We start from the raw sequence: 13,513 nt of genomic DNA, 5'->3' as shown, positions 1-13,513 counted from the left end.
TCCTTTTATCTGATGTGATGATCAGGCATTCGATATCTTCAAGGCTCTCGATAAGCTCCAAACCTTCCTTTTCACCGAGTACGAACACTGTGGTTGCAAGTGCATCTGCATCCATTGTGGTCTCTGCGATAACTGTTGCACTTATGAGTCCCTGGGATGAATATCCTGTTCTTGGGTCGGATATATGGGATACTTTTGCAGCATCACTGAAATATCGTTCATAGTTCCCACTTGTGGCAACAGCCATGTTCTCCAGTTGTATGACAGTTATGAACTCGCCTTGTTTGTCAGGGTTCTGTAACCCTACGGTCCAGCTGCTTCCATCTGGTTTTATGCCGATATAACGCCCGTCTCCGCCGGCATCCACAAAGCAGCTTTCTATTCCGTCATCGATAAGTGATCCTATTGCCTGGTCAACAGCATACCCTTTTGCTATACCTCCAAGAACGATCTTCATTCCGGGTTCTGTGGAGATGGTATTTTCTTCAATGACTATCTTTTTGTAGTCAACAAGTTCCAGTGTGGTGTCTATCTCTTCCTGGCTTGGTGGCTTGTAAGTTCCGCCGGGACTGAATTTGCCTGACCACAGGTCGAGTATCGGTTTTATTGTTATGTCAAATGCACCGTTGCTTATGTTGGAGTAATATGTGGAACGGCTAATTACGAACAATAGTTCCTCTGAAGGGTCTTCAAGTCTGTTGTTCTCATTTAGTATGGTGAGCTGGCTATCATTCTTATAACTGCTCATTAGTTCGTCTGTTTGGGCAATTCTCTCAAAAGCTTTGTCCACAGTTTGTACCGCATGCTCTGTGTCAGAATCATAAATTGCAGCCGTAACCGTGGTGTCCATTATACTGCGACCGTCGGTGTGAAATATAGGGTTATTTTGGAACAAATCACTCTCTTGTTCGTTATATAACTGTGTAAATGATATTGAAACTATAACGATTAATACAAACAATAAAGCGGCTCTTGTGTCCATGGCGTAGGGATGGATGTGCTTGATATTAAGCTTATTTAGAAACATATAAATATTGGTAATCAATGATTCTGACAATTATATTAATCCGTTAGATGTTAATTATTATTCATTTAGGAAGTGTCAGTATGAGTGATTCTAATGCAGGAATGGCTTCGGGAGGTATTGTTGGGAAGGACAAATACCTTGCAGTTGCTATCCATCAGATCATTGAAGAGTATGGCTGGAAAGGGATTGAGAAGAACTTTGGTGCTGATCATAAGATGATCTATGTCAAGTCCGGTTCTTTATTGGACAAGATCGAAGTGAAGGCACATAAGGTTGGAAATCGCCTGGATGTTAACTTTTTGGGTATAACTCCAAAGAAAGGACTTTTAGACAAAATTTTCGATTTTAATGTACGTGAGATTCCCAAAAGCTTTGAGTTGCACAAGTATGTTTCCGATGGTATGAACGTTCTGGAGAAACAGCACTTATCGACCATCATTGAGGTCGTGCTCAAAGAGTTGGAGGACGTGGCGCAGGATAAATGAGGGGTTTTTATGGCAAGGTTAGAGATAATTCTATTAGGAGCTGCTATTTTCATCTTTGCTTTTGCAGGTGTTTTTGCCAGCATGGGGTATAGTGGGAATGAAGCTATTGCTACTCACTATATGACCGAAGGAGAATGGTCCGATGCAAGCTGTGGTGGTTGTCACTTTACAGCACCTGACCATGTGGCTACCAATACTCATATCCAGAGGGATATTGGGAAATGGGACCCATTGACAAATTTTGATATCGAGGTCGAAGGTGAGGATGAATGGGTGAAGAACTTTGGAGCTTATCATCCAGGTGGCGGAGAACTTGAAAAGTATGGTGTAGATGCAGATTGTATGATCTGTCATGAACAGTATGGCGAATATGATTTTGATGCTCGTGCTGAGTTCTTTACTGCAGGAAATTTTGAAGATGCGAATGCTGCAGCAATGGAAGCTGCAAATGTTAAGGTACAACAGGATACTATTCGTAAGATCACTTACGTGGGAAATGCTGTGACCCCGCTACCATTATTGTTATTATTCCACGACTCTGTTAATGGTGCACCTGTCAAGGAATCCTGTTCTGATAATTGTCATGTTACAAATGTGGAGACCACTGCTGTTACATGGGCATCAGAGGATTACCATAAATTCGATGCACATGCAGATGTCAATTGCGTGGAATGTCATGAGATCTCCCAGTCCAGTATGTTCGTTAAGCAGGACCTTGAAAATATACATGAGGTCGAGGCAGAAACGAAAAGCTGCGATGACCCTGGTTGCCATGAAGGTATTTCACATGGACCTATAGTCGATGCACACGAGACCGTGGCATGCGAGTCCTGTCATATTCCAGCCCTTCCGGGCGGAGATCTTGGTGGTGTGACCCCACTTGCTTCATTTGACTGGTCGAATGGGGAAAGGGCTGATTCCTATAAGGATGATAGCTTCGAACCGGTTCTTGCATGGTCCAATGGAGTTGAAGGGCATGAGTTGCCTGCCAGTGATGGTAGGGGCGAAGATGGTGTTCTTCTTGAACCGTTCAATGTTGTGACGGGTATCTGGTGGGATGCTGGCATTAACAGTGATATCGTCAGTTCACCGAACACCAGCAATGAGATGGGTGATGCGATACCTGTGTCAGACGTTAAGGCTGCAGATTCCAATAGTGATGGTGTTGTAACTGCCGATGAGATGAGAAGCTTTGATGGTGACCTTGATGATAATGCAGATTATCCGAATGCGGTTCTTAGAACAGTTGAGCTTTACTACAAGCTGAGCCATAATATCGCAAGTTCGGAAGTGGGTCTGGCAGATCCTCTTGCTTGTGCGGATTGTCATGGTTCAACTGCAAATGCTATCGATTGGGAGTCCATAGGGTTCATTTCGGATCCTGCACAGACCGACCCCCCAACTGATTTCACATTAAAGGATATTAGCGTGACCATTCCTGGAGCAAAGCCTCCTGAGGTTGAAAGGGAGCCTGCTTTCTAAGGAGTTGATTGTCGTGACAAATGTATATGTTATGGAAAAGATCCCTGAAAAGATCATAATTCCCTTGAGACAGCATGAGGGGTGTCTTTGTACACCTCTTGTGAACAAAGGGGATATGGTGTCAATGGGACAGATGATCGGGAATTGTGACTGTTATGATTCAGCTTCCATCCATTCAAGTGTTTGCGGAGAGGTTATCTCTATCGAAGAGGCCGCTAATCCGAATGGAACTAAAGTGAACAGTGTTATCATACGGCCGGCCGAAACTGTCGAATGTGTTGATTTTACGCCTGTGAAGGATGTTTCTGCATCAAAGCTCGTGGATGTTATCAAGAATGCTGGTATTGTAGAACACTATGGTACTCCTACGCATAAGGTCCTGAAACCGGAAGGTAAGCAGGTAGATATAGTTCTGATAAACGCAACTTCTTCGGAATGGATCGGCGGGCACTATGATACATCTTCACAGTATGCCTCGCAGATGATCGATGCTTTGAAGTTACTGATGAAGGCTGCAGGAGCTTCAAAAGGTGCGGTTGTACTAAGAAATGATGACCTTGAGTCAATTAATGCTTTTGACCACCTGAGAGTCGATGGCAAATTGTTGACAGTTGCTCCTTTGATGGGTAAGCGAAAACTCAGCTATTACTTCAAGGACCTGGGCTCGGATATTATAGTGGTTTCCCAGGAGCGCATTTATGGTCAGAAGATCCTTGACCTTTTTACTTACAACTTGACCGGAAGAAGGGTTTCTTTCTGTTGTGATCCTACCGATGTAGGTGTTGCCATATGTGGTGTGAAGTCTGCAAAGGCATTGTATGATGCAGTACATGAAGGCAGGCCTTACGTAGAAACAGTAGTTTCTGTTTCCGGAAAGGTCAATAGTCCAAAGAAGATCCTGGTTAAGATCGGTACTCCGTTCAAGGATGTTATCGATGCATGTGGTGGTTACATGGGTGAGACGGGCAAACTCATTGCAAATGGTGCGGTCACAGGTGTGGCACAGTACACCGATGATGTCCCTGTCACCAAGATGACAACTTCTATTACGGTCCTGTCCGCGGATGAGGTCATAAGGGACGTGTCAATTGACTGTACTCACTGTGCAAGATGTGTGGATGTTTGTCCTGTGGACCTTATTCCAAGCAGAATAACTGCTTTTGCAGACCAGGGTCGTTTCGATGAATGTCGCCAGATGAACATTTTGAATTGTGTGGAATGTGGCAGATGCTCAGCTGTCTGTCCTTCAAAGATACATTTGTTACAGCTTATCAGATATGCAAAGAATTCCATTGAAAATGCATATGAAGACCTTTCTTCAAAGGAATCTCCTGCGAATCTGAAATTAGGCTGCGGCTGTAGCGGAGGTAACTAATATGACCTTTACGATCTCAGCTCCACCTCATAAGAAAGAGAATATCACTTTTAAGAAGATAATGTGGGCAAAGGTCCTTGCTCTTATGCCTGTAGTCCTTTTGTCCGTTTATTTGTTCGGTCTTCCTGCCATAGGTTTGGTGGCCGCAAGTATCTTTGCAGCGGTAGCGACCGAAGCAGCTATACAAAAAGCATTCGGTCAGAAGATAACTGTCGCCGACGGACATGCAGTGTTGATCGGTCTGATGATAGCTATGATAATTCCACCGGAAGTTCCCCTCTGGATCCCTATGATAGGAGCGGTTTTTGCTGTTGGTATTGGAAAGCATGCTTTTGGAGGCATTGGTTCCTATGTTTTCAATCCGGTCCTCGCTGCATGGCTTTTCCTGACGTTGGCATGGGGTTCAATAATGGCTCCTGCATCCTATCCTCTGACAAGTGCCTTATTTGAGCTGGTTCTTGAGAACGGAGCCGGGGTAATGGCTGGAGTGTCACCTTTATTCATTTTACTGGCAGGTGCAGTCCTTATCTTCCGCAGGTACATCGAATGGAGAATTCCTGTGGCTTTCTTTGTGACAACGGTACTGCTTGCATTCTTACTGGGTGACAGTCTGTCCTATGTTGTTCTTGGGGTTGTAGTGTTTGGTGTTCTTTTCATAGCAACTGATACTTCAACTTCACCCACGACAAAGAACGGTCGTGTGATCTATGGTATCGTTTGTGGTGTTCTTGTAGTTGTATATGGACACTTTGCAAATTATGTGGATGGGACTTTCTATGGTCTGTTCCTTGCAAACTGTGTTGCTTCACTGATCGATAACAATACCCTTCCGGCATCATATGGTACCGAGACATTCTTACAGCGTAAGTACAGGAGTATTGTTTCAAAGATACCTTTCAAGGATCGTCTGGAGGTGTTCTTAGATGACTGATTCCAACAAAGATATTGTAATAATCATAGGCAAATTGGTATTGATCTCGGTCATTGCTTCAGCCCTTCTGGCTGTGACATTTGTGCCTACGAATGAACAATTGAAGAAGAACTATGCAGAAGCAAGGACTTCTACTCTTGCAGAGATCATGCCTTCCGCAGCAGAGTTCGAGGCAGTCTATGGTGATACTGTCATAAATGACGAAGGTGACAAGGAGATCCTCTATTACCGTGCAAAGGATAGTTCCGGTAATCTCGTAGGGTATGCTTTCTTCAGAAAACAAGTAGGTGCTCAGGGTATGATCGAAGTGGCAGGCGGTGTTGATTCCTCGTTCAATGCAATTACCGGTATAGGTATCATGGCTCACACTGAGACTCCCGGACTTGGTTCAAAGATCGCGGATGACCCCTTCAAGAGCCAGTTCACCGATGTGAAGGTTGCAGATCTCAGCCTTTCAAAATCAGGTGGAGCCATTGATTCTATCACAGGTGCTACGATATCCTCGCAGGCAGTAATAGATGCCCTGAATGAACAGGTTGGAGACATTAAAATGGCAGAGGCCTAACGGAGGTGTAGATATGGATCCCTTAAGTGAATTTATTCGTGGAATTACAAAAGATAATCCTATATTTGGTCTGGTATTGGGTCTCTGTCCTACACTGGCAGTTACCACATCCATTGACAATGCGATCGGTATGTCCGCAGGGACAGCATTTGTTCTGATCTGTTCCAACCTTATGATCTCAGGTCTGAGAAAGCAAATTCCTGCTTCTGTAAGATTGCCGATATTCATTTTGATAATAGCAACATTCGTTTCCATTGTAAAGATGGTCATGGAAGCTTATTTCCCGCCGATGTATGCGGCATTAGGTGTGTTCATTCCCCTGATCGTCGTGAACTGTATCATCATCGGTCGTGCGGAAGCTTATGCTAATAAGAACAATATGTTCTATTCATTGATCGATGCTTTAGGAAGTTCTGCAGGTTTCCTTCTTGTGCTGGTACTGATCGGTGGGATAAGGGAGCTTCTCGGAACCGGTGGGATTGCGATCTTTGGAACTCATCTTGTAAGCATTCCTATCAATCCGATAACCTTTATGATCCTGTCACCGGGAGCATTTTTGACAATAGGTATTCTCATGGCAATAGTAAATCACAGAAGAGCAAAGAAGCTTGCAAGGGGTGGCTAATATGGCTGCTGATGTAAGTCTTTTCCAGATATTCATGGATGGTGTGTTCATCAAGAACTTCCTTATCATACAGTTCCTTGGTCTGTGTTCCTTTGTAGGTGTGACCAAGGATACAAAGAGTGCTGCGGGCATGTCCGGAGCTGTCATTTTCGTAATGACACTGGCAGCGACCGTGTCCTTCCTTATCTATAACTTTGTGCTTGTTCCACTAAAGCTAGAGTTCCTTGATCTTATTAGCTTCATTGTGGTAATTGCAGCACTTGTGCAGCTTGTAGAGTTCGTTGTAAGGAAGAATGTCCCATCACTTTATCGTTCCCTTGGTATCTACCTGCCTCTTATTACGACAAATTGTGCAGTTCTCGGTGTAGTATTGCTCAATGTTCTGAATGAATACTCTTTCATTCAGAGTGTCGTTTTCGGTGTTTCAGCAGGTATTGGTTATGCCCTGGTGATGTTGATGATGTCCGGTATCAGGGAAAGGACTACCCTTGTGAACGTTCCGTCATCAATGCGTGGTTTGCCGCATGCGTTCCTTATTGCAACAATGCTGTCTATGGCATTTGTTAACTACTTTGGAGTGATCCCCTTATGAGTCTGACTACATTGATAATCCAGGCAATGGCCACCCTTGGTGGTCTTGGCCTTGTGATAGGTATCATGCTGATCGTGGCATCAAAGTTGTTCAAGGTCGAGACAAATCCTCTTGTTGAGGAAGTTGTTGAGATCCTGCCAGGTGCAAATTGCGGTGCTTGTGGTTATGCGGGATGTGCGGACTTTGCAGAGAAGGTAGTTGCTGAAGATGCACCTCTTGATGGTTGCCCTGTTGGAGGTTTTGATACCACTAAGGAGATCGGTGTGATCATTGGTCAGGAAGTTTCAGAATCCGAGAAGGAATATCCATATGTAAGATGTGGTGGTGGCATCCGCTGTGTCGACAGGTTCGATTATGTCGGTATTGAAGATTGTACTGCTGTTATCATGCTTTCAGACGGTGAAAAGGGCTGTAATTACGGCTGTATGGGCCGTGGTACTTGTGTTCGCGCGTGTCCATTCGATGCTATTTTTATTGGCGAGGACCGCCTTCCATCTGTGAACAAGAACCTCTGTACAAGCTGTGGTCTTTGTCTCGAAGCATGTCCGAACGATATACTGATGTTTGCAAAGGACTCTGAGCAAGTTCATGTCCAGTGTAATTCACATGACAAAGGAAAGACCGTAAAGGCTGTCTGTGAAGTCGGATGTATTGGCTGTAAGATCTGTGAGAAGAACTGTCCTGAAGATGCTATCAAAGTCACGAAGTTCCTTGCAGAGGTCGATCAGGATAAATGTACTGCTTGTGGAATCTGTGTAGAGAAATGTCCGCAGAACTGTATTGAAATGAGATAAGGAGTGAGTTGAATGACATATAAGACTTCTATAGGACTCAACGAGAACATTGTGGCGGTATTGTGTTATCTTGGATTCTGGATGACCGGGGTTTTGTTCCTTTTCGTTGAAAAGGAAAATAAGTTCGTTCGTTTCCATGCAATTCAGTCGGCAATGGTCTTCATGGTCCTTACTGCGATCGTCTTCCTCATTGCATGGGTTCCATACGTTGGCTGGTTACTTGCAGATTTTGCAGGTTTCTTTTCCCTTTTCCTTTGGGCATTGTTCATGTTCATGGCATGGAGAGGTTCAAGGCTCAAAGTACCTGTCATTGGAAGGATCGCATACAACTATGTTTACCAGTGAGTCCGGATCTTTCCGGTCTCAATTTCAATTTTCATGTGCATCTTGCACATGACCTTTGTTTATTTTTTATGAACTATGGTCTTTCTCACGAAAGATTAAAAAGTATTATCAACCTTATTCCTGCATCGTTAATCCAATTCGCAATTGAATGGAGGGTTCTAAATAAAAGAAGAGATATGGATCGAAAAATACAGGCCTTTTAAGCTTGAAGATGTCGTAGGTCAAAAAGAGACAACTGAAAGGCTGATATCCTATGTAAGGTCTGGAAATCTTCCTCACTTATTGTTCTCAGGTCCTCCGGGAGTAGGCAAGACCGCCACTGCAGTCTCAATTGCAAGGGAACTTTTTAAAGATGACTGGCGTGAGAACTTCACAGAGCTTAATGCATCGGATGAGCGTGGTATCGATGTGGTCAGGACCAAGATCAAGAATTTTGCTAAAACCTCTCCTATTGGTGGTGCGGATTTCAAGATAATCTTCCTTGATGAAGCCGATGCATTGACATCTGATGCACAGTCCGCTTTGCGCCGTACAATGGAAAAATATACCAGTAACTGTCGTTTCATTCTTTCCTGTAATTACTCTTCAAAGATAATCGAACCAATTCAGTCAAGATGTGCAGTTTACAGGTTCCGACACCTTGCAGATGATTCCGTTGGTGAAAGATGTCGCCATGTGGCTGAAAAAGAGGGCCTTACCATCGCCGATGATGGGATGGATGCTTTGAAGTATGTTGCACAGGGTGATATGAGGAAAGCAATAAATGCACTTCAGGCTGCAGCATTGTTCGATACCACCATTCACAAGGATGCGATCTATAGAATAACTGCGACCGCTCATCCGGAAGAGATAGCCGAACTTTTGAAAACAGCTCTTTCAGGGAACTTCATATCTGCACGCAAGAAACTTGATTCTTTAATGCTCGAAAAAGGTCTTTCAGGGGAAGATGTTGTAGGGCAGATATATCGTGCCATCTTTGATATGGATGTTTCCGGTAAGAAACTGGTAGCCTTGATGGATATGATCGGTGAGGTCGATTTCAGGCTCACTGAAGGTGCCAATGAAAGGATACAGCTCGATGCTCTACTGGCCCATTTTGCACTGGCAGAGGAGCAATAAGGAATGCCTTTCGAAGAGCAGTTAATTGAACTTCTTGTAAGCATCCCTTCCTGGTTTGCAACCATAATCTTGAGTGCTCTGCCTATTTCTGAGCTACGTGGTTCAATTCCGATAGCTATTGGTGTCTATGGGCTAGGTCCGATAGAAACATACTTTTTAGCGGTGTTGGGAAATCTCATCCCTGTGATCCCGCTTTTACTTTTTCTGGAGCCGGTTTCAACCTTTCTGAGACGTTTCAAGGTAGGGGACATCTTCTTCACATGGCTTTTCACAAGGACACGTCAAAAGCATTCTGAACGTATGGACAAGTATGGACCACTTGCTCTGACGTTGTTCGTTGCCATCCCCTTACCGGTCACAGGTGCCTGGACCGGTTGCGCGGCAGCGTTCGTATTTGGAATAAAGTTCAGGCAAGCTTTGCTGGCTATATTTGCAGGATTGTTGATCGCCGGAATTGTGGTTACTCTTGTAACTCTGGCTGGAATGGGTGCCCTTGAGATATTGAATTAAAAAATAGTGGGGAGGTTCAATCGCGTGGCTTTGTGATCATTTCGTAAGCCAGTTTTATATCTTCCTCTTTTACTGTTTTTCTTCCTGCATGATTGGCGTATATTATTGCTTCCTTTGAAATTTTGATCCCGTATGCTTCTATTATTTCCAAAAGGGCGGTTGCTGCAGGTTCGCTAACTCTTTCTGCATCTGCACTGCGTATCAACCTTTCTACGGAAGCCAATGGTAGTATTGTCATTCTTTCATCCCCTTATTTCTTTTTTATCGCTTTTTAATTGAAGCTCTGCTCTTGATTTGGGTAAATATCTATATATACGTTTGTATTATGAAAAAAGCTACGTATGCTTGTTTTTCCTGATATTCTGATCTGAAATATCTGTGGGTGTATCTTATTTATGGAAGAAATGCTTAGATTATGTGTACTGTCTCACTAAAAAGGGAGAATATTATGGATGAGAAATATGCGCCTCACATTGAGGAACTAACAAAGGCGCTTGCTAATGTCGATAGGTCCAAGGTCGAAGATGAATTTCATTTGCTGATAAAGTATCGTGTTCCGATCAGTGAAGCAAAACGTACGATACTGAGAAAATTCAGATCATCAGACTCTGCGATGAGTAATATCAAAGACCTTTCTATTGGTGATAAAGGAGTTTCCCTGGAGGTTCGCATTCTTGAGATCGGTGAAAAGACCGTTGATCTGAAAGGTGAACGAACTAACATATTTTCTGGTGTTCTTGCGGACGGGTCCGGATTATGTCCTTTTACATCGTGGAAACAACTCGCGTTGAATGCCGGGGATGCGGTGAGGATAAGTAATGCAAGTGTCAAGAACTGGCATAATCGTGCGGAAGTGAGTATCAGTGCTTATTCCGAGGTCATATTGCTGGATGATAGTTCTCTTCCGGACATTTCTGAATTGTCTGTTACTCCTGTAAAGAAGCTCATCGATGTAGGTCCTTCTGATCTTTTTATTAGTTCGGTGGCTGCGATCATTGACCTGTATCATCGAAATGTGGAAGTAAAGGGTGAAGATCTTACCATCATTGAAGGTGTTCTGGCGGATGAGACCGGTAGGTTGCCTTTTGTCTCGTGGTCTCCTCTGGATGGTATGGATATCGGTTCGATGATCCGTTTTAAAGATGCATCTGTGCGTATGTATCGTGGGGTTCCATCTATACATCTTGATAGTTCTACTCCAGTTGAATCGGTTGGTGCTGATGAAGATCTATCGTTCGATCCGTTGGCAGTGAACAAACCTCCTGAGCCAGTGCCCATCTCTAATGTCTTGCAGGCTGAAGGTATGTTCGATGTTGCTGTGGAGGGCAATATTGTTTCTGTCAGGCCGGGTTCAGGTCTGATCACACGCTGTCCTGTCTGTAATCGGGTGATCATAAAGAACGTTTGCCGTTCCCATGGGGCTGTTGATGGTTTGCAGGATATGAGGGTCAAACTTATCCTCGATGATGGGACTGGTTCCGTACTCGTGATGCTGAACAGGGAACTCTCGGAGATCGTTTATGGAAAATCTCTTCATGAATCTTTCTCCCTTCTGGGTAAGACAATGTCAATGAATGCGATCTTTGAGGATATGAAACGTGTTCTCACTGGGCGTTATCTTGGAGTTCGCGGGAATACATCTCGAATCGAGTTTGGGGTTACTTTTGTTACAAAGGCCGTATGGGTGCCGGAGTCGGATATTGAAGAAAGGGTCCCTCTTCTTCTAAAAAGGTTGGATGGGGTGGAGTAATAGCATGGTAGATCGTGAAATAGCATATAGGGTGTTTGCAAAAGAGCTTAATGATTCCAGTTCTACGATCCATTCTACTGTGGATGAGGCGATAACATCTGATGGGCACACGCCAAACTATCTGTTGACTCCGGGTGGTGTTATGGTGAACCGCGTTTTTGTCACAGGGGTTCTGACGGAGGTGGAGAATATAGGTTCCGATGGTGATACTTGGCGGGCTCGCGTTGTTGATCCTTCCGGAGCTTTTACTTTATATGCAGGTCAGTATCAGTCCGATGCAGCGATATTTCTGTCATCCGTAGAGCCTCCGGAGTATGTTTCTGTTGTTGGTAAGGTCCGATCCCATAAGCCGGATGATGGTCCTGTGGTCATATCTCTAAGGCCTGAAGAGATCAATATTGCAGATGAGGATGCGCGCAACAGGTGGATATTGGATACTGCAGAATTGACGCTTGACAGGCTGGATGCATTTTCTAAGATATTGCTAGCATGTGGCAATATTGATTCCATGGATGAATGCATGGAAGGTCTTGGAATAGCTCCTGTGCTTTCAGAGGGAATTGGAATGGCTATAAGGCATTATGGCGTTGATGAAAGTTATCTTAATGAAATTCGATCAGTCGTAAAGAAATGTATAGTTTCCCTGGATCTGCTTTCTGACGCATCTGATGAAAAGGATATTGATACCCTCGTTCTGGAAATAATGGACGAACTTGATAAGGGTAAAGGTGTTGATTATGCCGAACTTCTATCTGTTGCAGTTTCCAGACAGCTTAATGAAAGAACAGTGGATTCAGCAGTAAGGTCATTACTTGCAATAGGGCAATGTTATGAGCCAAAGGCGGGTATCTTAAAGCTGATATCATAAGATATCATTCTGATATATTGTATTGATACCTTGATATAATTGTATCAAGGGTATCAATTATAATGTATCATTTTTTGGGCTCTGTAGAAAACCTATCAAAATCAACATATATAGACTGGAATTGGAATTATATTCCAACATCATGTAACACATTCCATAATCTTTTCAAATTGGATTAGTGTCCGAATATCGAGGATTTCTACAGAGACATTTTTTGATATGTATTAATTCACTTAAACTCGATACTTATATCTTTTACATTTTTTGCAAGGGTCTGTGATATTAATCCTAGCTCAAGGTTGCATGCATGAAGTATTCCGCTCGGTACTATACAGGTGGCACAACAGTTCCCGTCTTGTGCTTTTCCGATGACATAATTATCTTTAATACCAAACATTTGCATCATTGAAACTTCAAGATCTGAAATGTTCTTTACTTTTGGACAATCGGTCTCAATTTTGATCGTAACATTTTTACCGTCTTTTGTTCCATGGATCTTGTGTGTGAATCCACATATATTTGAGTTTACAGTGATATCTGTCATGGTATGCCTCTTGTAGATCTTTAATATAATATGTGTTTGACAAATTTCATTTGTTGTTATGTTCAATTAAATACATCGTGAACTTTCTATATAAGGTTTTGTAAGGATGTCACAAAACCATTATGTTCAGTACTTGATTCAGATGTTGTCTTTTTTATATTTATTTTATAAGTTATTTTCATTACCAAAAGGTTATATATTGATGGGGATTGTTCGATATGCTTAAATAAAAATACAAAAATGGATTCACAGTTATTGTGTCTCTCAAAATACATTTGTTATCACAATTTTTGATATTGCATGGAAGGGATTGGCATGGAAAAAGATGAGATTATCAAGATGGTAAGGGAAGGATTGGAGTGCATTACCGGAGTTGGCAAAACACTTGTCCTTGATGATGAAGACAGAAAGGTCATAGCAAAACTGGAAGAAAAAGCAGATAAAATGACTCTTATGGGGCTTGGCAGGGGTGACAATAAAGGGGTGAAGGCCGTTCTCCAG

General features: G+C 43.1%; 16 protein-coding genes and 1 pseudogene. 14 read left to right on the top strand and 3 right to left on the bottom strand.

Features of this window, described 5'->3' with window-relative positions:
• A partial coding sequence (locus QAS77_RS05680) for an FAD:protein FMN transferase (protein ID WP_305064427.1) occupies positions 1–850 on the bottom strand: 850 nt, incomplete at its 3' end.
• 257 nt (positions 851–1,107) lie between these two features.
• Here QAS77_RS05680 and QAS77_RS05675 point away from each other — a divergent pair.
• From QAS77_RS05675 to QAS77_RS05625, 11 genes are all read left to right on the top strand, one after another.
• Positions 1,108–1,512, top strand: a complete 405-nt coding sequence (locus QAS77_RS05675; RefSeq protein WP_305064426.1) for a hypothetical protein — start codon at positions 1,108–1,110, stop codon at positions 1,510–1,512.
• Positions 1,513–1,521: 9 nt separating this feature from the next.
• On the top strand, positions 1,522–2,994 hold the full coding sequence (gene mmcA / locus QAS77_RS05670) for a methanogenesis multiheme c-type cytochrome (protein WP_305064425.1): 1,473 nt from the start codon (positions 1,522–1,524) through the stop codon (positions 2,992–2,994).
• Positions 2,995–3,007: 13 nt separating this feature from the next.
• Positions 3,008–4,369: an Rnf electron transport complex subunit RnfC gene (gene rnfC, locus QAS77_RS05665; protein ID WP_305064424.1), complete on the top strand. Its 1,362-nt coding sequence runs from the start codon at positions 3,008–3,010 to the stop codon at positions 4,367–4,369.
• 1 nt (position 4,370) lies between these two features.
• Positions 4,371–5,300, top strand: coding sequence for an Rnf electron transport complex subunit RnfD (rnfD, locus tag QAS77_RS05660; protein WP_305064423.1), 930 nt, complete (start codon positions 4,371–4,373; stop codon positions 5,298–5,300).
• Entirely contained in the window at positions 5,293–5,865 is a 573-nt protein-coding gene (rnfG, locus tag QAS77_RS05655) for an Rnf electron transport complex subunit RnfG (RefSeq protein WP_305064422.1), read from the top strand. The genes rnfD and rnfG overlap by 8 nt, the downstream gene beginning before the upstream one ends.
• A 13-nt stretch (positions 5,866–5,878) precedes the next feature.
• A complete protein-coding gene (gene rnfE / locus QAS77_RS05650) occupies positions 5,879–6,490 on the top strand; it encodes an Rnf electron transport complex subunit RnfE (RefSeq protein ID WP_305064421.1) in 612 nt (203 codons plus the stop codon).
• 1 nt (position 6,491) lies between these two features.
• Positions 6,492–7,082, top strand: coding sequence for an Rnf electron transport complex subunit RnfA (rnfA, locus tag QAS77_RS05645; protein WP_011499440.1), 591 nt, complete (start codon positions 6,492–6,494; stop codon positions 7,080–7,082).
• Positions 7,079–7,876 (top strand): Fe-S cluster domain-containing protein, encoded by a 798-nt coding sequence (locus tag QAS77_RS05640; protein WP_250867378.1) that lies wholly within the window; start codon positions 7,079–7,081, stop codon positions 7,874–7,876. Before rnfA ends, QAS77_RS05640 begins: the two co-directional genes overlap by 4 nt.
• A gap of 12 nt (positions 7,877–7,888) precedes the next feature.
• A complete protein-coding gene (locus QAS77_RS05635) occupies positions 7,889–8,221 on the top strand; it encodes a DUF4870 domain-containing protein (RefSeq protein WP_305064420.1) in 333 nt (110 codons plus the stop codon).
• Between the two features lie 162 nt (positions 8,222–8,383).
• Complete coding sequence (locus QAS77_RS05630) at positions 8,384–9,340, top strand: replication factor C small subunit (RefSeq protein WP_250867406.1); 957 nt, start codon at positions 8,384–8,386, stop codon at positions 9,338–9,340.
• Positions 9,341–9,343: 3 nt separating this feature from the next.
• Positions 9,344–9,850 carry a COG2426 family protein gene (locus tag QAS77_RS05625; RefSeq protein WP_250867376.1) on the top strand — a complete coding sequence of 169 codons (507 nt, stop codon included), beginning with the start codon at positions 9,344–9,346 and terminating at the stop codon, positions 9,848–9,850.
• Between the two features lie 16 nt (positions 9,851–9,866).
• Here QAS77_RS05625 and QAS77_RS05620 read toward each other — a convergent pair whose 3' ends face one another.
• Positions 9,867–10,088 (bottom strand): histone family protein, encoded by a 222-nt coding sequence (locus tag QAS77_RS05620; protein ID WP_250867375.1) that lies wholly within the window; start codon positions 10,086–10,088, stop codon positions 9,867–9,869.
• 210 nt (positions 10,089–10,298) lie between these two features.
• Here QAS77_RS05620 and QAS77_RS05615 point away from each other — a divergent pair, with 210 nt between their 5' ends.
• Positions 10,299–11,600 (top strand): Single-stranded DNA binding protein, encoded by a 1,302-nt coding sequence (locus QAS77_RS05615; RefSeq protein WP_305064419.1) that lies wholly within the window; start codon positions 10,299–10,301, stop codon positions 11,598–11,600.
• Positions 11,601–11,604: 4 nt separating this feature from the next.
• Positions 11,605–12,468, top strand: a complete 864-nt coding sequence (locus QAS77_RS05610; RefSeq protein ID WP_250867373.1) for an RPA family protein — start codon at positions 11,605–11,607, stop codon at positions 12,466–12,468.
• A 229-nt stretch (positions 12,469–12,697) separates the two neighbouring features.
• Here the strand turns inward: QAS77_RS05610 and QAS77_RS05605 are convergent, their stop codons facing one another.
• Positions 12,698–13,012 carry a DUF6951 family protein gene (locus tag QAS77_RS05605; RefSeq protein WP_305064418.1) on the bottom strand — a complete coding sequence of 105 codons (315 nt, stop codon included), beginning with the start codon at positions 13,010–13,012 and terminating at the stop codon, positions 12,698–12,700.
• A gap of 315 nt (positions 13,013–13,327) precedes the next feature.
• Here QAS77_RS05605 and QAS77_RS05600 point away from each other — a divergent pair.
• Positions 13,328–13,513: pseudogene (locus QAS77_RS05600) on the top strand (hypothetical protein); the annotation flags it as partial.

This window comes from Methanococcoides sp. (assembly GCF_030594565.1).
GTDB classification, from domain to species: Archaea; Halobacteriota; Methanosarcinia; order Methanosarcinales; family Methanosarcinaceae; genus Methanococcoides; species Methanococcoides seepicolus.
Note: the sequence above shows the minus strand (reverse complement) of the source record. Positions and strands in the feature narration are given on the sequence as shown.